This window comes from Pseudomonas sp. GW821-FHT02C04 (assembly GCF_059421845.1).
Genome location: NZ_JBWKVT010000004.1, coordinates 591,359 through 612,470, shown reverse-complemented (window position 1 = coordinate 612,470; position 21,112 = coordinate 591,359). Strand labels below are relative to the sequence as shown.

Here is a 21,112-nt window from a genome sequence, read left to right as displayed (position 1 = left end):
CGCTCCCCAAGGAGCCCGCATGTCCAACCTGACCGCCGACTGGCGCGACCGCCCGACCCATCGCCGGGTCTGGGCTCTCGCCGCCCCCATGATCCTTTCCAACATTTCCGTGCCGCTGGTGGCGCTGGTCGACAGCACCGTCATCGGTCACCTGCCCCACGCTCATCAATTGGGCGCGGTGGCGGTCGGGGCCAGCCTGTACACCTTTCTGGCCTGGGCCATGGGTTTTCTGCGCATGGGCACCACCGGGTTCGCCGCACAGGCTGCCGGGCGCAGCGATGGTGCGGCGCTGCGGCAGATCCTGCTGCAAGGTTTGTTGCTGGCGATGGGGCTGGCGTTGCTGCTGGGTGCCGTGGGTGTGCCGCTGAGCGGCGTCGCCCTGCACTTCATGCAGCCGTCGCCAGAGCTCAATCAACTGACCCGCGACTTCTTCCACACCCGCCTGTTCGGGCTGCCGGCGGCACTGGCCAGTTATGCGCTGGTCGGCTGGTTCCTCGGCACCCAGAACGCCCGGGCGCCGCTGGCGATTCTGCTGACGACCAACCTGATCAACATCGTGCTGAACCTGTGGTTCGTGATAGGTCTGGACTGGGGCGTGGTTGGCTCGGCCCGGGCCTCGGTGATCGCCGAGTGGAGCGGCGCCTTGCTCGGCCTGGCGCTGACCCGCAAGGCCCTGCGCGCGTATCCCGGACACATCGCTTGGGCGGCGTTGAAGTTATGGCAGAGCTGGCGACCGCTGCTGGGGGTCAACCGCGACATCTTCATCCGCAGCCTGGCGCTGCAGTCGGTGTTTTTCCTGATCACCGTACAAGGCGCGCGCCTGGGTGACGCTACGGTCGCGGCCAACGCGCTGCTGCTCAACGGCCTGCTGCTGACCGCCCATGCGCTGGACGGTCTCGCCCACGCGGTCGAGGCCTTGTGCGGACATGCCATCGGCGCCCGAGATCGTCTTGCGTTGCGTCGTTCGCTGGTGGTGGCCGGCGGCTGGTCGCTGCTCGCCAGCCTGGGGTTCGCCGCGCTGTTCCTGTTTGCCGGGCACCTGTTCATCGAAATGCAGACCGATATCCAGAGCGTGCGCGAGACCGCGTTCATCTATCTGCCTTACCTTGCCGTCCTGCCATTGATTGCGGTCTGGAGCTACTTGCTCGACGGTCTGTTCATCGGCGCCACCCGCGCCCGGGAAATGCGCAACGGCATGCTGCTGACGGTTGCTCTGCTGGTGCCGTTCGCCTGGGCGCTGAACGGGCTGGGCAATCACGGACTGTGGATTTCATTCCTGCTGTTCATGGTGCTGCGCAGCCTGACCCTCGGCACATTGGCGTGGCGACTGCGGCGCAACGACGGCTGGTTTGCTGGCGCCACTCACTGAGGCGGCGTGTGCCGGATAAAACCGACAACCTGATCCAGTACCGGCGACAGCCAGCGCAATGGCCGCGACAGTGTTGCCACCAGCGTCACGTGGTTGGGCCGGGCATAGTACAAGTCCTGCACCGGCACGCCGGCCTCGCGCAGTGTTCGCGCCAGTCCGCCGGTATTGCGGGTCGGGTCGACCAGACTGTCGCGGCTCGCGGCTATCAGCAGTGCCGGTGGCGCACCGGGGCTGACATGCCGGATCGGCTGTGATTGCGGCGATGAGTCCGGCCAGAAAAACACCGGACGCACCTCGGGATTCTTGATCGGCAGAAAATCGTAAGGCCCGGCCAGACCGATCCAGCCGCTCAGGTCTGTCGGCGACATCCCGACCGCGCCCAACAGGTGCGGATCCAGCGCCAGCATCGATGCGTTATAAGCCCCGGAACTGTGCCCCATCAGGTACAGCCGCCGGGGGTTGCCGGAATACTCATGGATATGGGCCTTGGTCCACCCGACGGCGCGGGCCCCGTCCTCGAGAAACAACGGGTAACGCACCTGCGGATACAAGCGATAGTCCGCCAGCACCGCCACGATGCCCCGTGAGGCCAGCGCCTCGCCGACAAACCGGTAATCGCCACGGTCGCCACTGTTCCAGCTGCCGCCATAGAAAAACACCACCACCGGGGCGTCTTCGAGCAGATGGCGCGGCACGTAGACATCGAGCTTCTGACGCGGATCCTCGCCGTAGGCGATGTCCGCAGTTTTGACATAGCTGTCCGCAGGCGTCAGGCCGTTGAGCATTTTCAGCGGCGAACAGCCACTGAGCATCAACAGCAAAAAAACGGCAGGGATCGCGCAAAACCAATGCCGTAAAGAGTGGGCCATGCGCGCGAAACCTCGTGTCAGGGTGAGTCGTTCTGCCAGCGTCGACGCAGATGGTCGAGCCGCTCCCGTGGATTCAATCCTGGCGGCGGCTGCACCAGCTCTGCGCGCGGATGCTGCAAGCGTAGCCACAACCAGTCGTCCAGCACGGCCCGTTCGCTGAAACCCAATGCCAGGCCCTGTTCAACGTGGGAGGACAATGTGCGGTAATCGGTTCCCGTCGATTGGCTCCAGCGCCAGATATGTTGTTCCAGCAGGCAGCGGTGCAAGCGTTCACGCTGATGACGGGTCAGTGCCTGTTCGATCTTCAGTGGCTCGACGGCCAGTCCCGGATTTCGCAGCTGTTGCCAGCCCAGGCTGCCGCTCGCCCGGTCGGCCCAGGTGCCGCCGAACCAGCGCAGCCAACTGATCGGCCCGAGCCAGCGGCTCAACTGACGGGCATCGCAGGCGTCGAAAAAGTAGCTGGCGGTCTGCCGGTCGTAGTAATTGAGCAGTGCACGATGATTCAGGCCGACAGAAACCGTCAGCATCCGTTGCAAATGTTCACGCAGTGATTCGCTGGAGGCATCGCTGCCCAGCAGCAGCCCGCACCAGGTCTGCGGGTCTGTGTGACACAACGCCGACAGCACCGGACAATCGCGCAGATCGACCAACAACGGCCCCTGCTCGCACACCGGCTGAAACTCCGTGCCGTCCAACAGCTTCAGGCTCGGTACGCCGGAGAACGCCTGACGCAACACGCTCAACGCCTGCGGTGCATGCCCGACATCCAGCAAAAGCCATTGCGCACGCTGCCCCGGCGCCTTGCCACTCATCGTCCATCGCCAGGGCTGAACCCGGCGACCAGTCGGCAGCTGCACACCGACTCCCGGCAGTGGCGATAACTGCCACCTCCCGGCATCAGGCACAGCAGCAGCAAGGGCTCGCCTGTCGTCAGCCAGGGCGCCAAGCCTTCACTCGCCAGGGTGTCGGGCAGTGGCGGCTCGTCATCCTCATGGCACTCAGTGGTTGCCGCAGGCTGCAGAACACCGCTGATCACCGGTTGCTCGGGATCGCCTTCGAGAAAGCTCACTACCACCTCGACACCTTCACGCAATGACGTCAGCGCCGTATCCGCCAACGCGGGAGCCAACGGCAGCCAGCAGTGGCTGGGTTTTGCCCCTTCGCCCTGATAGAGCCAGTCGAATTGCACCGCGACCGGCCGCGAGCGATCCGGTCGCGGCTCATCGACCGCCACCACCCAGGCCCGCTGCAGACTGCCCATGCGCAATGCTGAACGTTCTACGACCGGTTCACACGCCTGCAAGTGTTCGGCGGCACAGAGGCGGTTGCTGTAGGAGGGTTCGAGCGTCTGATCGGCGCGGTGCTCGATACGGGTCAACAGCCAGTGGGTGTCGCTCTCTGCAAACGGCTGCGGGGACAAATTCAGCCACCGACCGCAACGCAGGGTCGGCACATCGGAATGCCCCTGCGCCGTTCGGGCCCGCAAGGCGCAATCACCGGGCCCACGGGCCTGTTCCCGCATCAGCCAGCGGCGCACTGCTGGCGCACGCCCCTGCGCCGCGAAACTCACCCTCCCCGTTTGCGGCAGCAACGCCGGATCGTCACCGAACACCAGGCAATGGTTCTCGCGTCCATGCTCGAAGTGATAGTGGATCCGCGACTCCGCGCACAGGCGCTGCACCAGTTGCAGGTCCGATTCGCCGTATTGGGTGCAAAACGTGCGGGACGGATGGTCAGCCTGCAATTCGAACCGGCGCTGGTGACCGCTGATGCCGTGCTCCCTGAGCACCTGATCGAGGATCTGCGGCACCGATCGGCCACTGAAGATTCGCTGGCTATGGCGCAGGCCCAGACAACTCAGTTTCGGGCTCAGTCGCGCCCGGCACAATCTGGCGCCATGACTCTGTTCGTGCTGGACAAGCCCCTGCAACTGTCCGTGCACGCCGTTGCCCGAAGGCCCGAAACACAGGCGCGCCGAGCGGTACAACAGGCCGGCAAGGTCGAGATGAGGGTCGTCGATCAACAGATCGATTTCGAACGAAAATGGCTCGCTGATCGCCTCGCAACCGGTAAAGGCCAGGACTTCGAGCGGGGCGGACAGACCCGCGACATCGAGACGAAACGACGACTCGTCGGCTGGATCGAACATGGGCGATTCTCTACAGGAGGGGCGGCCGGGGATTCTCGCCGAGAGCCATGGCCGAGTAGAGAGCCGAAGTACAAATTAGGAAATGGCCTACGCGAAAAGCAGACAACATCACTTTTCTTGTGAGGATGAAGGCCAATTCGCTAGCAGAAAAAGACAAGTCTCATCAGGTCATCCGAAACTTCCGCTGCGTGCGGAACAATTTCAGACAACCTGATGGATTCGGAACCTGACGTCAGGAAGACAGGTAGGAGGAGCGGGTCAGACCCAGGCGCAGCGCATCGAGGAACTGGGTACGTTCGGTAGCGCTGATACGGGCACTGGCGCACTTGTCGCGGTAGTGGGTCATCAGCTCTTCCGGCGACAAGTGCACATAGCGCAGCATGTCTTCGATGGTGTCGTGGGTTTCGATCCCGGCGTGGTACACGCTGCCGTCGGCGTTCTGATAGATGTTCACCGAGTCGGTGTCACCGAACAGGTTGTGCATGTCGCCGAGGATTTCCTGATAGGCGCCCACCAGGAAGATACCCAGCAGGTAATCCTCACCTTCATTCAACCCGTGCACCGGCAGACTGGTCTCGATGCTCTGCTCGTCGACGTATTGCTTGATCTTGCCGTCGGAGTCGCAGGTCAGGTCTTGCAGGACAGCACGACGCAGCGGCTCTTCGTCGAGACGGTGCAGCGGCAGAATCGGCAACACCTGGCCGATGGCCCAGGTATCCGGCAGGCTCTGGAACACCGAGAAGTTGCAGATGTACTTGTCGGCCAGCTTGTCGTTGAGCTCGTCCAGCACCTGACGGTGCGAACGCTGACGCGCCTTCAGCGAGTTGTGCAGGCGACGGCACACGGCGAAGTAGCACTGTTCGGCCAGGGCTTTCTCGGCCAGGGTCAGTTTGCCATCGGCGTACTGGGCGGCCACGTCGCTCATGTAGTGAGTGGCGCGCCAGTAGGTTTCGGTGACCATTTCGATGTCGGTCGGACCGAGCAGATCAACCAGCCATTGCACGGTTTCCGGCAGCGACTCCTTGTTCTCGATCTGCGGCACGTCGTCGTTGTGCTTCTCGACGTCGGTGACTTGCACCACCAGCATGGCGTGGTGCGCGGTCAGCGAACGGCCACTTTCGGAGAAAATGTTCGGATGCGGCAGGCTCTGCGCGTCGCAGAATTCCTTGAGCATGCCGACCACGACACCGGCGTAGTCGTCCATGTCGTAGTTGATCGAACTGGCATTGCGCGAGTGGGTACCGTCGTAGTCGACGCCCAGACCGCCACCGACGTCGATGTGATCGACCGGCAGACCCAGGTTGCGCAACTCGCCGTAATAACGGATCGCTTCCTTGAAGCCGTGCTGGTAGTCGGCCAGGTTGGCAATCTGCGAACCCATGTGGAAGTGCAGCAGGCGGATGCCCTGATCCAGGCCGGCGGCGCGGAAGCGCTCGACCACGGACAGCAGTTGCGCTGCCGACAGACCGAACTTGGATTTCTCGCCACCGGTGTCCGCCCACTTCGACGAAGCCAGCGACGACAGGCGAACACGCAGGCCGACCTGTGGCTTGACCTTCAGCGAAGCCGCTTCTTCGATCACCAGACCGACTTCGGATTCTTTCTCGATCACGATGAACACGTTGTGGCCGAGCTTCTGGCCCATCAGCGCCAGACGGATGAACTCGCGGTCCTTGTAACCGTTGCAGACGATGGTGCCGCCCTTCGGTGCCAGCGCCAGCACGGCCAGCAGCTCAGGCTTGGAGCCGGCTTCCAGACCGATGGAAACATTCTGGGTCGCGATGATGTTCTCGATCACCGCTTCCTGCTGGTTGACCTTGATCGGGTACAGCGCGGTGTACTTGCTCTGGTACTCCAGACGCTCGATGTTGGCATCGAACGCACCGGTCAGCTGGCGGACGCGGTCTTGCAGAATGTCGGGGAAACGCACCAGCAGCGGCAAGGACAGACCGCTCTTGCGCAACTGGTCGACTTGTTCGAACAGGTCGATCGGTGAACTGCTCGGGCCGTTCGGACGAACTTCGACGCGACCGGCGTCATTGATCGCGAAATACCCGGCCCCCCAATGGCGAATCCCGTAAACACTGCGGCTGTCCGCAACTGTCCATTGGCTGCCATCGTCTTTGCGTGTGCGTCGTACGGACATCGAAGTCCCCTATAAAGAAGTCATAGTGCGTCGCCTGATTGCAGGCCGGCGCAGTCTAAAGAATGAAAATGACGGTTCGTCAGCGGGGCGGTAGACCGCGCTGACAGCGTTGAGTTTAGAAACCGGTCATGAACAGGCTCTGTGAAAACCATGGAGACGACGCCGGGACTGATGACAATCAGAGCCGGATCAAGCCGCTGGTGGTTTTCACAGAGGCTGCTAGCCGCCGGACTTCTTCGCCTTGAAACCGTGCTTGATCAACTCGGCCAAGAGTAGCTCGACATGATCGCCCTGGATTTCGATGATCCCGTCTTTCAACGCACCGCCGGTGCCGCAACGCTTCTTCAACGTTGTCGCCAGCTCCTTGAGTGCGTCTTCGGCCAGGGGCACGCCGGTGATGGTGGTCACCGTCTTGCCGCCACGGCCCTTGCTCTCGCGGCGCACGCGGGCAATGCCGTCGCCGGCCGGGATCACGGTTTGTCTGCAGATACAGGCGTCCACCGGCTTACTGCATTCCGGGCAATGACGACCTGCGTCGGTGGAAAATACCAGGCCGCCCAGGGCGGCGAAGGATGCGGCTTTTTTGGCCACCGGCAATCCTCTTGGGAGGACAAAGACTGATCGCAGCCTTGGGCAAGGCTATCGACCGCGAAGCCCCACTCAGGCAGGGGCAGCGCTACTGTGCCGGTTGCTCCTGTAAAGCAGGCCGGCACAGCTTGAAAAGGTCGCGCAGTGTAACGGCAAAAACGCCGATTGCTAAGTGCCAATCGGCGCCATTTTATGAGTTCTTTGCGACGTCGCTTTGTTGAGCCTTCAGATAGCGCTTCAAGGCTGCCAGAGAGTCCGGGCAATAAGGCTTTTGCTCGATTTCCAGCATGACCTGAGCGACCGGAATGAAGCGTGCTTCGAGTACCTCTTCCGGTTGCAGGATCAACGGCCCGTCCCACACCGCCGAGAACGCCGAGCACCACAGGCGATTGCCGGTGTCCTCGAAGTAGAAATGGTCGTGGGCCGTCAGCTCGACGCCGCTCACCCCCAACTCTTCTTCCAGCTCACGGGCCGCCGACTCGACGTAGGTCTCGTTCGCCTGCACCATGCCGCCCGCCGCCACATCCCAGTAGCCGGGATAAATGGCTTTGCTCAGGGTCCGCCGATGGACACAGAGCTCACCGGCGGAGTTGAACAGCATGATGTAGGTGCCACGCCCGATCAGCCCGCGTTCGCGAAGGTCGGAGCGCACCAGGGCGCCGAGCAGGTTGTCCTGCTCGTCGACCCAGGCGATCTGTTCGGCATCCGAGGCCGCCCGGTGGGCTGCCTCTCTGGCGTTGTCGCTCATGACTCAGCCCTGATTGAGCAGTTGACGAAGATCGATCACGGCGGCGTTGGCCCGGGAAATGTAGTTGGCCATCACCAGCGAGTGGTTGGCCAGCACCCCGAAGCCGCTGCCGTTGAGGATCATCGGACTCCACACCGGCTCCTGCGAAGCCTCCAGTTCACGAATGATCTGGCGCACGCTGACCGTAGCGTTCTTCTTCGCCAGCACGTCGGCGAAATCGACTTCGATGGCACGCAGCATGTGCGAAAGCGCCCAGGCCTGGCCGCGGGCTTCATAGAACACGTTGTCGATCTGCATCCACGGGGTCTCGACGATTTCCTCGTCGACCTGTGGCACTTCACCCACCGCCGGCACTTCGGTTTTCAGCGCGGTGTTGAGCTTGACCCGGCCGACACTGGCCGACAGTCGTTGCGACAGCGAACCGAGACGAGTCCCGACATCACCCAGCCAGTTGTTCAGGTTGTCGGCGCGAGCGTAGAACAGCGCGTTCTTTTGCGTCGGGTCAGACAGGCGCGCCTGATAACGGCTCAGGGAGTTGATGCCTTCCTGGTATTCCGACTCACTGGACGGCAGGATCCAGCTCTTGTTGTCGAAGTTGAAGCGCGGTTCGGCCTTGGCCAGATCGGCGTCTTCAGCCGATTGCGACTGCGAGCGGGCGAAGTCCTTGCGCAAGGCACGGGTCAGGTCACGCACCTGCACCAGCACGCCATATTCCCAGCTCGGCATGTTGTCCATCCACAAGCCCGGCGGGAAGCGATCGTTGGAAATGTAGCCGCCCGGCTTGTTCAGCAGCGTGCCGGCGACGGTCTTGAGGGTTTCGACGGTGGTGTAGCCAACCACCATCTGCTTGCCTTCTTTCTCGGCGGCAAGCTGTGCGTTCTGCGCCACCGGGAACAGGGCCGGCTCTTCACTCCAGTACCAGCCCAGGCCGATGGTCACCAACAGATAAATACCGACCAGCGTGGCCAGCGCGCGGCTGAACAACAGGCCGCCAACATAGCTGCGCGCGGCCGACTTCGGCTCGGCGGCACGTTCGGGCGCGCTGCCCGCGCGATTCTTCCAGTCCAGCATGGCGATATCCTTTCAATCTTGGGTTCAACGGTTCGACAGCAACCATACAACAACGTGCCTCTGGCCCGCACCCGTCAATAATGACAGGGGGTGACTCTTCTGGCCTGCCGTCGTGCGCTAAGGGATTCCCTGATACCTGTCGCCCTGAGAAAACCTTGTCGATACCGATGGAAAAATTCGTGAACCCTCAGGTTTTCGTTTCGCGCTTTCGGCAGAACCTGGTTCTCGATACGCCACGAAGTGCCCTGTTCACGGGAACTTTCCCGACGATCCGGTGCGGATTGAAACCCGCCGGTCGGAAACTGAATGGTGACGCACCGCAGATTATTGACGTACGACACTCATGTAACCGGAAAGAGGTGCTAGCATAGAGCCACCAGTCGATCTCAGCATGCACCCTAACTAGTAGTCAGGATATGACCGAGCCAGAAGACCCCAGCCGTGAGCGCCTCAAGCACCACTTTGCCCAGCGGGTAATTCATCAGGCACGTCAGATTCTTGAGATATGGCAGCGCCTGCAACGCAGTGAGTGGTCCACTGCCGACCTCGCCGAACTGAGCGAGGCCAACCTGCGCCTGCTGCGTTTTGCCGAACGCTTCGAACAGCCCGAGCACACTCAACTCGCCCATCACATCAGCCAGTCACTGGAAGCGGTGGATGCCAATCGCGGACGCTTGAGCAGCGGCCTGATCACCGATCTCAACCGTTTGATGCAGCGCTTGTCGCGCACCGGCCTGCGCCATGGCGATCAGCTCGACCAGACCTTTTTGCCGCCCCTGCGCAAACCGATCTACGTGATGCTTCAGGATCACGACCGCGCCGAGCGGCTGGCCAAGCAACTTGAGTTTTTTGGTCTGAGCGCCCAGGCGCTGGACAGCGTGTCGGCGTTTCGCTCGTCGATGGTCGAGCGCCTGCCGGCCGCCATCGTCATGGACGTGGACTTCAGTGGCGCCGGCGTCGGCCTGAAACTCGCCGCCGAGGCCCAGCAAGGTCTGGAAGAACCGCTGCCGCTGCTGTTCTTCAGCCTGCATGAAACCGACACCCCGACCCGCCTCGCCGCCGTGCGCGCTGGTGGTCAAGAGTTTCTCACCGGCACCCTCGAAGCTTCGAGCCTGCTGGAGAAAATCGAAGTCCTGACCTGCGTCGCCCAGTACGAGCCTTATAAAGTACTGATCATCGACGACTCCCGCGCCCAGGCGATGCACACCGAGCGCCTGCTCAACAGCGCCGGGATTGTCACGCGCACATTGATCGAGCCGATTCAGGCGATGGCCGAGCTGGCGGATTTCCAGCCGGACCTGATCATCCTCGACATGTACATGCCGGCCTGCACCGGCACCGAACTGGCCAAGGTCATCCGTCACAACGATCGCTACGTCAGCGTGCCGATCATTTACCTGTCGGCCGAAGACGACCTGGACAAGCAGCTCGACGCCATGAGCGAGGGCGGCGATGACTTCCTGACCAAACCGATCAAGCCGCGCCACCTGATCACCACGGTGCGCAACCGTGCGGCACGGGCACGTAATCTCAAGGCGCGGATGGTCCGCGACAGCCTCACCGGCCTGTACAACCACACGCACATTCTTCAGTTACTGGAAGACTGCTCGTTCCGCGCCCGCCGCGAGAACAAGCCGCTGAGTTTTGCGATGCTCGACATCGACCACTTCAAACGAGTCAACGACAGCCACGGCCACCCCATGGGCGACCGGGTGATCAAGAGCCTGGCGCTGTTCCTCAAGCAACGTCTGCGCAAGACCGATTTCATCGGCCGTTACGGCGGCGAAGAATTCGCCATCGTCATGCCCGACACCGATATAGAAGCCGCGCACAAAGTGCTCGACGAAATCCGCCAGCGCTTTGCCGAAATCCATTACCCGGCCCAGCCGCAGGATCTGTGGTGCACGTTCAGCGCCGGGGTGGTGGAGATGCACGACGACTCCGACAGCCTGATGATGGCCAGCCAGGCCGACGAGGCGCTGTACCGCGCCAAGGGTGAAGGCCGCAATCGGGTGCAGACCGCGCGGGACTCAAAGCAAAGTGCCACTTTTTCACCGGATTCCACCGATTCGGTCATAACCCTGTAACAGAACCGCAATAAATTCAGGCGCTTACCATTTCTGCCGTTGGTAGCCGTCATGCGCCTGAAGTTGCTCACCAATCTCAACACGCTGTTGCTGGTCGCCGTCTGCGTGGCCCTCGGCGCCACGCTGTGGTGGTCGCAAAAAGCCCTCGAACGCCCTTATCTGCTGATGGAGCGCTACCTCGGGCTGTCCCAGCAATTTCAGAATGAAGTGGCGCGCAACGTCGAGGACTACCTCGGCAGCGGCGACGCCTTGCGCCTGAGCAGCGCCAGTCAGGCCATCGACAGCTTGCAGAAAGAGCTCGGCGAACTGCCGCCAGCGTTGGCCGACACCCTACGCCCGAGCCTGTCGAGCCTCGAAGAATTCAGCAAGACCGACCTGCTCGCCGCCGGCAAACTGGCCGGGGATCCACAGGCCTTGCTGTTGCAGGCCGAGCGCGAACTGAGCGCCAGCCTCGATCAGCTCAGCACCTATGCCGGTGGCAACTCGACTTACCTGACACCGCTGCTCGCGGCCTCTCAACACCTGGGCAAGTTGTCGCTGGCCCGGGACAAACTGGTCAGCAGCGGGCGCAGCGAACTGGCTGCCGATGTCGAGCGGGAGGTCACCAACATCCGCACCCAGGCCCAGGCGATCGATGCCCTGCCCTTGCTTGGCGTGGTCACCCGCAGTGAATCCGGCAGCGACGATTTTGCCTCGATGATGGGCATTGAAAGCACTGAAAAAGCGGTCGCCGAAGATGCCGGCGTCGGCCTCAAACGCGAACTCAACAGCTTGCTTGGCCGCTATCCTGCAGAACTGGCCCGTACCCGCGACCAGATCCAGAAACGCACCGAACTCAGCACCGCCACCCACCAGAAAATCGCTGCCGTTCAACAAGCCATCGCCGGTCTGGAGCCAGTAGTGCGCGCCCAGCACGGCCAGATTCAGAGCGAAGTGCGCCTGATGCAAGGCGTGATGATCGGCCTGATCCTGTTGATCGCCCTGCTGATCGACACCTTGCAGCGACGCCTGGCCCGTACCCTGACCAACCTCGCACCGGCGCTGTCGACCTGGGCCGAAGGTGACTTCAGCCGTGACATTCATCTGGGCAAGACCAACCGCGAACTGCACGACATCGAAGCGTCGCTCAACCGCCTGCGTGCCTATCTGGTGGATCTGGTCGGGACGATTCGCGGCAACGCCGAGCAAGTAGCGGGCAGCAGTCGCACCCTCGCCGATCTGAGCAATGACCTGCACAGCGGTGCCGAACATCAGGCCGGCGATACAGCACTGATCCGCGACTCCCTGAGCGAACTGGAAGCAACCATCCAGCAAGTGGCCGGCGATGCGCGTCAGGCTGCAGACGCCAGCCGTCACGCGGGACAGGCTGTCGAGCATGGGCAAAAAGTCATCGGCCTGAGCCTCACCGGCCTGCATGCACTGGTAGAAGAAGTGCAAGGCAATGCACAGATGATCGAGCATCTGGCGGAAGAGTCGGCCACCATCGGCGGCGTGCTGACGGTGATTCGCTCGATTGCCGACCAGACCAACCTGCTGGCGCTGAACGCAGCGATCGAAGCCGCCCGCGCCGGGGAAATGGGCCGTGGTTTTGCCGTGGTGGCCGAGGAAGTCCGCTCACTGGCGCAACGCACCGCTGGCGCCACCGCAGAAATCCAGACCTTGATCGCCGGCCTGCAAACTGCGGCCCGACAATCGGTCGAAGGCATGCGCGCTCAGGTTGAACACGCCGAAGCCACAGCCAATCAGGCGCAATCGGCGGACGGTGCGCTGGACAAGATCGTCGGCGCAATCCAGACCATTTCCGACACGGCAGTCCGCATCGCCGATGTCACGGCGCAGCAAAGCGGCGCGGTCAGCGAAATCCGCGATCACAGCGAACGGATTCACCAATTGGGTGGGGATAACTTGCTGCGCATCGGCGAAGGACGCGAACAAGGAGAGAATCTGCTGGTATTGGGTGGGCAACTGCATACAGCGGTTCAGGCATTCCGTGTCTGATCGCGATTGTGCCGGGTTTAGCGGCGTGAATGACCGGATCTGATCACTCAGTCACATATTTCGCGCAAACATCGGAGATCGTGCTGGCTATTGCAGAGAACTGGACAGTCACAAAGTCTTTGCGGCATAGTCGCCGGGTTCTGACGAAGGCTCACCCATAACAAGGAACACGCAGATGGCAACGCTACTGGTGCTGCACGGCCCCAACCTGAACCTGCTCGGCACCCGCGAACCCGGGACCTACGGGTCGACGACCCTGGCGCAGATCAATCAGGACCTGGAACGCCGCGCCCGTGAAGCCGGCCATCACCTGCTGTACCTGCAAAGCAACGCCGAGTACGAATTGATCGACCGTATCCACGCCGCACGCGGCGAAGGTGTGGACTTCATTCTGATCAACCCAGCAGCTTTTACACACACAAGTGTCGCATTACGTGACGCGCTGCTGGCGGTGAGCATCCCATTCATCGAAGTGCATTTGTCCAACGTGCACAAACGCGAACCTTTCCGCCATCACTCTTACTTCTCCGACGTAGCGGTGGGAGTGATCTGCGGCCTTGGCGCCAGCGGTTATCGACTGGCCCTGGAGGCTGCACTAGAGCAGCTTGAACAACAAGCTATACGCCCCTGACCGACCCTTGGGAGTTGATGATTCATGGATATCCGTAAAGTTAAGAAACTGATCGAATTGCTGGAAGAGTCCGGCATCGACGAGCTCGAGATCAAGGAAGGCGAAGAGTCCGTACGCATCAGCCGCCACAGCAAGACCCCGGCGCAGCAGTACTACGCACCGGCTCCGATGCAGGCTCCGGCCGCTGCACCTGTTGCCGCTGCCGCTCCAGTCGCTGCCGCCGCTCCAGCTGCCGCTGCTGCTCCAGCGCTGAACGGCACCGTTGCCCGTTCGCCGATGGTCGGCACCTTCTATCGCAAATCTTCGCCAACCTCGCCGTCCTTCGTTGAAGTCGGCCAGACCGTGAAGAAAGGCGACACCCTGTGCATCGTTGAAGCCATGAAGATGATGAACCACATCGAAGCTGAAACCAGCGGTGTGATCGAGTCCATCCTCGTCGAAGACGGCCAGCCGGTTGAGTACGACCAACCGCTGTTCACCATCGTTTGAACTGCGGAGAGCCTTTGATGACTGCGAAGTTGGAAAAAGTTCTGATCGCTAACCGCGGTGAGATCGCCCTGCGGATTCTGCGTGCCTGCAAAGAGATGGGCATCAAGACCGTCGCCGTTTACTCCAAGGCCGACAAAGAGCTGATGCACCTGGGTCTGGCAGACGAATCCGTCTGCATCGGCCCGGCTTCTGCCGCGCACTCTTACCTGCACATCCCGGCAATCATCGCGGCAGCTGAAGTGACTGGCGCTACCGCCATTCACCCAGGCTACGGTTTCCTCGCGGAAAACGCCGACTTTGCCGAGCAGGTCGAGAACTCCGGTTTCGCTTTCATCGGCCCGAAAGCCGACACCATTCGCCTGATGGGTGACAAGGTATCGGCCAAGCACGCGATGATCGAAGCGGGCGTTCCAACCGTTCCAGGTTCTGACGGCCCACTGCCGGAAGACGAAGAAACGGCGCTGCGCATCGGCCGTGAAGTCGGCTACCCGGTGATCATCAAAGCCGCTGGCGGCGGTGGTGGTCGCGGCATGCGCGTGGTGCACAAGGAAGAAGACCTGATCGCCTTCGCCAAGCTGACCCGCACCGAAGCTGGCGCGGCGTTCGGCAACCCGATGGTCTATCTGGAAAAATTCCTGACCAACCCGCGTCACGTCGAAGTGCAGGTTCTGTCCGACGGCCAGGGTAACGCCATCCACCTGGGCGACCGTGACTGCTCGCTGCAGCGCCGTCACCAGAAGGTCCTCGAAGAAGCGCCAGCACCGGGCATCGACGAGCAGGCCCGCAAGGAAGTCCTCGCTCGCTGCGTCAAGGCGTGCGTCGACATCGGCTACCGTGGCGCCGGCACCTTCGAGTTCCTGTACGAGAACGGTCGTTTCTACTTCATCGAAATGAACACCCGTGTTCAGGTGGAGCACCCGGTTTCGGAAATGGTCACCGGTATCGACATCGTCAAGGAGATGCTCAGCATCGCCGCTGGCAACAAGCTGTCGTTCACTCAGGATGACGTGGTCATCCGCGGTCACTCGCTGGAATGCCGGATCAACGCTGAAGACCCGAAAACCTTCATGCCGAGCCCGGGCACGGTCAAGCATTTCCACGCACCAGGCGGCAACGGCGTTCGCGTCGATTCGCACCTGTACAGTGGTTATGCGGTTCCGCCGAACTACGACTCGCTGATCGGCAAGCTGATCACTTACGGCGCCACCCGCGACGAAGCCATGGCACGCATGCGCAATGCCCTGGACGAAATCGTGGTCGACGGGATCAAGACCAACATCCCGCTGCACCGTGACCTGACCCGCGACGAAGGCTTCTGCAAAGGGGGCGTGAACATTCACTACCTCGAGCACAAGCTGGCTGGCGAGAAGCACTAAGCTTCAGCCCGCACATGACAAAGCCGCCTTCGGGCGGCTTTGTTGTTTCTTAAGGTTTCATCTGCTCACACATTACCCGCTCCCACAAAACCGTCGCGCTCGCGTAAACTTGCGCGCTTCTCGCAGGCCGCTAGGCTGCAATCAATCTTTTTCACAGGTGCCCGCCATGCCTTGGCTGCAAGTCCGTCTCGCCATCAGCCCAGAACAAGCCGAAACCTACGAAGACGCTTTCCTTGAAGTGGGCGCCGTTTCGGTGACCTTCATGGACGCCGAAGATCAGCCGATCTTCGAACCGGAACTCAATACCACCCCGCTGTGGGCGCACACCCACCTGCTGGCCCTGTTCGAGGGCGGCACCGAAGCCGCCCCGGTACTGGCCCATCTGGAACTGCTGACCGGCAGCCCGCTGCCCGAGCATCACAGCGAAGTGATCGAAGACCAGGACTGGGAACGCAGCTGGATGGACGGTTTCCAGCCGATGCAATTCGGCCAGCGCCTGTGGATCGTGCCGAGCTGGCACGCCGCGCCGCAGCCTGACGCGGTCAACCTGCTGCTGGATCCGGGCCTCGCGTTCGGCACCGGCACCCACCCAACCACTGCCCTGTGCCTGGAATGGCTGGACGGTCAGGACCTGAAAGACTGCAACGTGCTGGACTTCGGTTGCGGTTCGGGGATTCTGGCCATCGCCGCCCTGCTGCTCGGCGCCAAGGAGGCCGTCGGCACCGACATCGACGTGCAAGCGCTGGAAGCTTCCCGCGACAACGCCGGTCGCAACGGCATTGCCGACGAGTTGTTCCCGCTGTACCTGCCGGAGGATCTGCCGCAGGTCAAAGCCGACGTGCTGGTGGCCAACATCCTGGCCGGCCCGCTGGTTTCCCTGGCGCCGCAACTGTCCGGTCTGGTCAAGTCCGGCGGGCGTCTCGCACTGTCCGGGATTCTCGCCGAACAGGGTGAAGAAGTCGCCGCCGCCTATGCGCAGGACTTCGATCTCGACCCGATTGCCAATCGTGATGGCTGGGTGCGCATCACCGGCCGTCGGCGCTAGAATGACCGCCTGCTCAATCCGGATCGCCGCATGACCGACAGCTTCGTCACCCAGTGCCCGCATTGCCAAACCAGTTTCCGCGTCAGCCACACTCAATTGAGCGTGGCCCGCGGGGTGGTTCGTTGCGGCTCCTGCCTGCAAGTGTTCAACGCAGCCAAGCAGTTGCTCGAACAACGCGCAGGCAAGGAAGCAGTCACGCCGGTAGCGCCAGCCATCGTCGAACCGGCACCGGTCACCGAAGCACCGGTCGTCGCCAGACCACCCGAGCCAATCGAACCGCCTGAGCCGCGCGCCATCAGCCAGAAGCAGTGGAGCGCCGCCGAGCTGGACCTGGACAGCCTGGATCTGGATCAGGAACTGGCCCGCCTCGAGCAGCGGGAAATCCAGCCGACCACCGAATTCGGCCGCCCGCGCGAAGAGTCTCTCAGCGCTCGACGCGACAGCCATGAGCCGGAAGACGAGCCGTGGTCGGACAGCCTGTTCAGCGAACCGGCGGACGAGCGGATCAGCGAGCCCGAGCATGAAACCGAAGCCGTCGATCCGGAACCGGTAAAACCCGAACGCACCGAACCGTCATTGTCGCTGGAACCAGTGGATCTCGATGACGAGCCGCCCATCCCGCAACTGCGCCTGCACGACCCGATCGATCATTCCGCGCGCCACGAACGCCTGTCGGCCAGTGACGAGACGGACGACGACCTGACAACGGTCGAGCCGCCGCGTAAAAAGCGCGAACGCAGCGAGCCCGGCGTACGTGCCGAAGTGCTGCAGGACCTGACCGACGACCCGCTGCAACTGGACTGGCAGAAACGCCGCTCGCCCTGGGGCCGACGCCTGCTCTGGCTGTTGCTGATCCTATTGGCCGCTGGCGCTCTCGCCGGCCAGTACATCGCCTATCATTTCGATGAGCTGGCCCGTCAGGATCAATACCGCCCATGGTTCCAGCAACTGTGCCCGCAGATCGGCTGCACAGTGCCGTCCAAGGTCGATATCGCCAAGATCAAGAGCAGCAACCTGGTGGTGCGCAGCCATCCGGAATTCAGCGGAGCGCTGGTGGTGGACGCGATCATTTATAACCGCGCGCCCTTCTCTCAACCGTTTCCGCTGCTGGAGTTGCGCTTCGCCGACCTCAACGGCCACCTGATCGCCAGTCGTCGTTTCAAACCCGGCGAATACCTCAACGGCGACCTCGAAGGCATGGCGGAAATGCCACCGCAGACGCCGATCCACATCGCCCTGGACATCCTCGACCCGGGGCCGAAAGCGGTGAACTACAGCCTGAGTTTCCACTCGCCCGAGTGAAACGCTTCACCGCTCCGGGTTTGACGGCAGTTTTCTGACTGGGCATCGACCGACCAAACCGGCGGTAATAACAGAATAACTGTTCAGATTTTGTTCAATTCAGCCTTTATCCAGTCATCGAGAGCGGGTATCATGCCAACCCTTTTTCGAACTCTCATGATCCGGCCCCACTTCAGGGAAGTCCTATGTCGGCGGTACGCATCGGCCCATATACATTGCAGAACGGCTTGATCCTCGCCCCCATGGCGGGTGTCACCGACCAGCCCTTTCGTCAGTTGTGCAAGCGATTGGGCGCAGGGCTTGTAGTCTCGGAAATGGTCACCAGTGACATGAGCCTGTGGAACACCCGCAAGTCGCGCATGCGCATGATCCACGAAGGCGATCCCGAGCCACGCTCGGTACAGATTGCCGGTGGCGACGCGCAGATGCTGGCGGATGCGGCCCGGGCCAACGTCGAACTGGGTGCACAGATTATCGACATCAACATGGGTTGCCCGGCGAAAAAAGTCTGCAACAAGGCAGCCGGCTCCGCGTTGTTGAAGGATGAAGCACTGGTTACCGAGATCCTGCACGCCGTGGTGGCTGCGGTTGATGTGCCGGTGACCCTGAAGATCCGCACCGGATGGGATCGCGACAACAAGAACGGCCTGACCGTGGCGAAGATCGCCGAGCAGGCCGGGATCACGGCGCTGGCGGTGCATGGCCGCACCCGCGCCGACCTGTACACCGGCGAAGCCGAGTACGACACCATTGCCGCAATCAAGCAGGCGGTGTCGATTCCGGTCTTTGCCAACGGCGACATCGTATCGCCGGAAAAGGCCCGCTACGTGCTCGACGCGACCGGTGCCGATGGCCTGTTGATCGGCCGGGCCGCCCAGGGGCGGCCATGGATTTTTCGTGAGATCGACCACTTCCTGCGTACCGGCGAAAAACTGCCGGCGCCGGAGCTGATCGAGGTGGAACGCATTCTGCTTGAGCATCTGGCTGCCCTCCACGCCTTTTATGGGGACGTGATGGGTGTACGCATTGCCCGAAAGCATGTGGGCTGGTATCTCGCAACCTTGCCGGGCGCCAAGGAGTTTCGCGCCCGTTTCAATCGTTTGGATGGTACGGAAACACAATGCGCCAACGTTCGGGAGTTCTTCGCCGAACGTTACAAGAGCCTGACAGGGGACGGAGAAGGGGTGGCCGCATGACGATGATGACCGAGACTTTAGTGAGTGGAACAACACCCGTGAGCGACAACGTGAATTTGAAACAGCACCTCAATACACCGAGCGAAGAAGGCCAGACCCTTCGCGGGAGTGTCGAGAAGGCGCTGCACAATTATTTCGCCCACCTTGAGGGCGCAGCCGTCACGGACGTGTACAACCTGGTGCTCTCCGAAGTCGAGGCTCCCCTGCTCGAAAGCGTGATGAACTACGTCAAGGGCAACCAGACCAAGGCCAGCGAGCTGCTCGGACTCAACCGCGGCACGCTGCGCAAGAAACTCAAGCAGTACGATCTGCTGTAAGCATTCAATCAAACCAGAAAGGCGCCCGCGTAAAACCGGTCGCCTTTTTTGCTGACTTCCCTTGCTTTTGATGGAAATTGAGATGACCGACCAGACTACCCGCCTGCCGATCCGCCGCGCCTTGATCAGTGTTTCCGACAAGACCGGGATCCTCGAATTCGCCAGGGAGCTGGAAGCCCTGGGCGTGGAAATCCTTTCCACCGGCGGGACCTTCAAACTGCTGCAGGACAACGGCGTGGCCGCAGTGGAAGTCGCGGATTACACCGGTTTCGCAGAGATGATGGACGGCCGGGTGAAAACCCTGCACCCGAAAATCCACGGCGGAATCCTCGGTCGTCGCGGTATCGATGACGCGATCATGAACGAGCACGGCATCAAGCCGATCGATCTGGTAGCCGTCAACCTGTACCCGTTCGAAGCCACCATCAGCAAGCCAGGCTGCGACCTGCCGACTGCCATCGAGAACATCGACATCGGCGGCCCGACCATGGTCCGTTCGGCCGCGAAAAACCACAAAGACGTGGCCATCGTGGTGAATGCCAGCGACTACGCCAACGTCCTGGAAAACCTCAAGGCCGGCGGTCTGACCTACGCTCAGCGTTTCGACCTGATGCTCAAGGCGTTCGAACACACCGCCGCCTACGACGGCATGATCGCCAACTACATGGGCACCGTGAACCAGGCAGCCGAAAACCTGAGCACTGAAGGTCGCAGCGAATTCCCGCGCACCTTCAACAGCCAGTTCATCAAGGCCCAGGAAATGCGCTACGGCGAGAACCCGCACCAGAGCGCGGCGTTCTACGTGGAGGCCAAGCCTGCCGAAGTCGGCATCGCCACCGCGACCCAACTGCAAGGCAAAGAGCTGTCGTACAACAACGTGGCCGACACCGACGCCGCGCTGGAATGTGTGAAGAGCTTCGTCAAACCGGCCTGCGTGATCGTCAAGCACGCCAACCCGTGCGGCGTGGCCGTGAGCCCGGACGCCGAAGGCGGCATCCGTCAGGCCTACGAACTGGCCTACGCCACCGACACCGAATCGGCGTTCGGCGGCATCATCGCCTTCAACCGTGAACTGGATGCCGAGACCGCCAAGGCGATCGTCGAGCGTCAGTTCGTCGAAGTGATCATCGCCCCGAGCGTCAGCGAAGAAGCCCGCGCCATCGTTGCTGCCAAGGCCAATGTGCGCCTGCTGGCCTGCGGCGACTGGTCGGCTGACCGCGCTGCTGCCTGGGACTACAAGCGCGTCAACGGTGGCCTGCTGGTTCAGAGCCGTGACATCGGCATGATCGGCGCCGACGACCTGAAAGTGGTGACCAAGCGCGCCCCGACCGAACAAGAAATCCACGACCTGATCTTCGCCTGGAAAGTGGCCAAGTACGTTAAATCCAACGCCATCGTCTACGCCAAGAACCGCCAGACCATCGGTGTCGGCGCCGGCCAGATGAGCCGTGTGAACTCGGCGCGTATCGCCGCGATCAAGGCTGAACACGCCGGTCTGCAAGTCGCCGGTTCGGTGATGGCATCGGATGCGTTCTTCCCGTTCCGCGACGGTCTGGACAATGCGGCCAAGGTCGGTATCACGGCGGTGATCCAGCCAGGTGGCTCGATGCGCGATGCTGAAGTGATTGCTGCTGCTGACGAAGCCGGCATCGCGATGGTATTCACCGGTATGCGTCATTTCCGTCACTAATCAGACAACGGCCGCACTGAAGCCGGCATCTGCTGCGTTGG

Annotated in this window: 18 protein-coding genes; 11 read left to right on the top strand and 7 right to left on the bottom strand. The window is 61.9% G+C overall.

Annotation, left to right across the window (positions count from 1 at the left end):
- The first annotated feature begins 19 nt into the window (after positions 1-19).
- On the top strand, positions 20-1,369 hold the full coding sequence (locus AC07VV_RS18345) for an MATE family efflux transporter (protein WP_495037026.1): 1,350 nt from the start codon (positions 20-22) through the stop codon (positions 1,367-1,369).
- Here AC07VV_RS18345 and AC07VV_RS18340 read toward each other — a convergent pair.
- The 7 genes from AC07VV_RS18340 to AC07VV_RS18310 all read right to left on the bottom strand — a co-directional run bounded on the left by AC07VV_RS18340 (position 1,363) and on the right by AC07VV_RS18310 (position 8,940).
- The gene (locus AC07VV_RS18340; protein ID WP_495037025.1) at positions 1,363-2,238 is read right to left on the bottom strand and encodes an alpha/beta hydrolase; all 876 of its coding nucleotides are present in this window, start codon (positions 2,236-2,238) and stop codon (positions 1,363-1,365) included. The two genes, AC07VV_RS18345 and AC07VV_RS18340, sit on opposite strands and share 7 nt — an antisense overlap.
- A gap of 17 nt (positions 2,239-2,255) precedes the next feature.
- A complete protein-coding gene (locus AC07VV_RS18335) occupies positions 2,256-3,050 on the bottom strand; it encodes a DUF4123 domain-containing protein (protein ID WP_495037024.1) in 795 nt (264 codons plus the stop codon).
- Positions 3,047-4,387 (bottom strand): type VI secretion system Vgr family protein, encoded by a 1,341-nt coding sequence (locus AC07VV_RS18330; RefSeq protein WP_495037023.1) that lies wholly within the window; start codon positions 4,385-4,387, stop codon positions 3,047-3,049. The genes AC07VV_RS18335 and AC07VV_RS18330 overlap by 4 nt, the downstream gene beginning before the upstream one ends.
- A 232-nt stretch (positions 4,388-4,619) precedes the next feature.
- Positions 4,620-6,533 (bottom strand): arginine decarboxylase, encoded by a 1,914-nt coding sequence (speA, locus tag AC07VV_RS18325; protein ID WP_493071234.1) that lies wholly within the window; start codon positions 6,531-6,533, stop codon positions 4,620-4,622.
- 219 nt (positions 6,534-6,752) lie between these two features.
- Positions 6,753-7,124: a translation initiation factor Sui1 gene (locus tag AC07VV_RS18320; protein ID WP_096819734.1), complete on the bottom strand. Its 372-nt coding sequence runs from the start codon at positions 7,122-7,124 to the stop codon at positions 6,753-6,755.
- A gap of 187 nt (positions 7,125-7,311) precedes the next feature.
- Positions 7,312-7,869 (bottom strand): NUDIX hydrolase, encoded by a 558-nt coding sequence (locus AC07VV_RS18315; RefSeq protein ID WP_495037022.1) that lies wholly within the window; start codon positions 7,867-7,869, stop codon positions 7,312-7,314.
- 3 nt (positions 7,870-7,872) lie between these two features.
- Positions 7,873-8,940, bottom strand: a complete 1,068-nt coding sequence (locus AC07VV_RS18310) for a DUF2333 family protein (protein WP_096819736.1) — start codon at positions 8,938-8,940, stop codon at positions 7,873-7,875.
- Between the two features lie 416 nt (positions 8,941-9,356).
- Between AC07VV_RS18310 and gcbA the strand changes: the two genes are divergently transcribed.
- The 10 genes from gcbA to purH all read left to right on the top strand — a co-directional run bounded on the left by gcbA (position 9,357) and on the right by purH (position 21,071).
- Positions 9,357-11,027 carry a diguanylate cyclase GcbA gene (gene gcbA, locus AC07VV_RS18305; RefSeq protein WP_495037021.1) on the top strand — a complete coding sequence of 557 codons (1,671 nt, stop codon included), beginning with the start codon at positions 9,357-9,359 and terminating at the stop codon, positions 11,025-11,027.
- A 51-nt stretch (positions 11,028-11,078) separates the two neighbouring features.
- A complete protein-coding gene (locus AC07VV_RS18300) occupies positions 11,079-13,025 on the top strand; it encodes a methyl-accepting chemotaxis protein (protein ID WP_495037020.1) in 1,947 nt (648 codons plus the stop codon).
- A 175-nt stretch (positions 13,026-13,200) separates the two neighbouring features.
- Entirely contained in the window at positions 13,201-13,656 is a 456-nt protein-coding gene (gene aroQ / locus AC07VV_RS18295; RefSeq protein ID WP_096819739.1) for a type II 3-dehydroquinate dehydratase, read from the top strand.
- A gap of 24 nt (positions 13,657-13,680) precedes the next feature.
- On the top strand, positions 13,681-14,145 hold the full coding sequence (gene accB, locus AC07VV_RS18290; protein ID WP_096819740.1) for an acetyl-CoA carboxylase biotin carboxyl carrier protein: 465 nt from the start codon (positions 13,681-13,683) through the stop codon (positions 14,143-14,145).
- Positions 14,146-14,162: 17 nt separating this feature from the next.
- Entirely contained in the window at positions 14,163-15,521 is a 1,359-nt protein-coding gene (gene accC, locus AC07VV_RS18285; protein WP_096819741.1) for an acetyl-CoA carboxylase biotin carboxylase subunit, read from the top strand.
- A 166-nt stretch (positions 15,522-15,687) separates the two neighbouring features.
- Positions 15,688-16,566, top strand: a complete 879-nt coding sequence (gene prmA / locus AC07VV_RS18280) for a 50S ribosomal protein L11 methyltransferase (protein WP_085732735.1) — start codon at positions 15,688-15,690, stop codon at positions 16,564-16,566.
- A gap of 30 nt (positions 16,567-16,596) precedes the next feature.
- Positions 16,597-17,868, top strand: coding sequence for a DUF3426 domain-containing protein (locus tag AC07VV_RS18275; RefSeq protein WP_495037019.1), 1,272 nt, complete (start codon positions 16,597-16,599; stop codon positions 17,866-17,868).
- 185 nt (positions 17,869-18,053) lie between these two features.
- Positions 18,054-19,064 (top strand): tRNA dihydrouridine synthase DusB, encoded by a 1,011-nt coding sequence (gene dusB, locus AC07VV_RS18270; RefSeq protein ID WP_493065778.1) that lies wholly within the window; start codon positions 18,054-18,056, stop codon positions 19,062-19,064.
- Positions 19,061-19,381 (top strand): DNA-binding transcriptional regulator Fis, encoded by a 321-nt coding sequence (gene fis, locus AC07VV_RS18265; RefSeq protein WP_003186237.1) that lies wholly within the window; start codon positions 19,061-19,063, stop codon positions 19,379-19,381. The genes dusB and fis overlap by 4 nt, the downstream gene beginning before the upstream one ends.
- A gap of 82 nt (positions 19,382-19,463) precedes the next feature.
- A complete protein-coding gene (purH, locus tag AC07VV_RS18260; RefSeq protein ID WP_495037018.1) occupies positions 19,464-21,071 on the top strand; it encodes a bifunctional phosphoribosylaminoimidazolecarboxamide formyltransferase/IMP cyclohydrolase in 1,608 nt (535 codons plus the stop codon).
- The last annotated feature ends 41 nt before the right edge of the window (positions 21,072-21,112 follow it).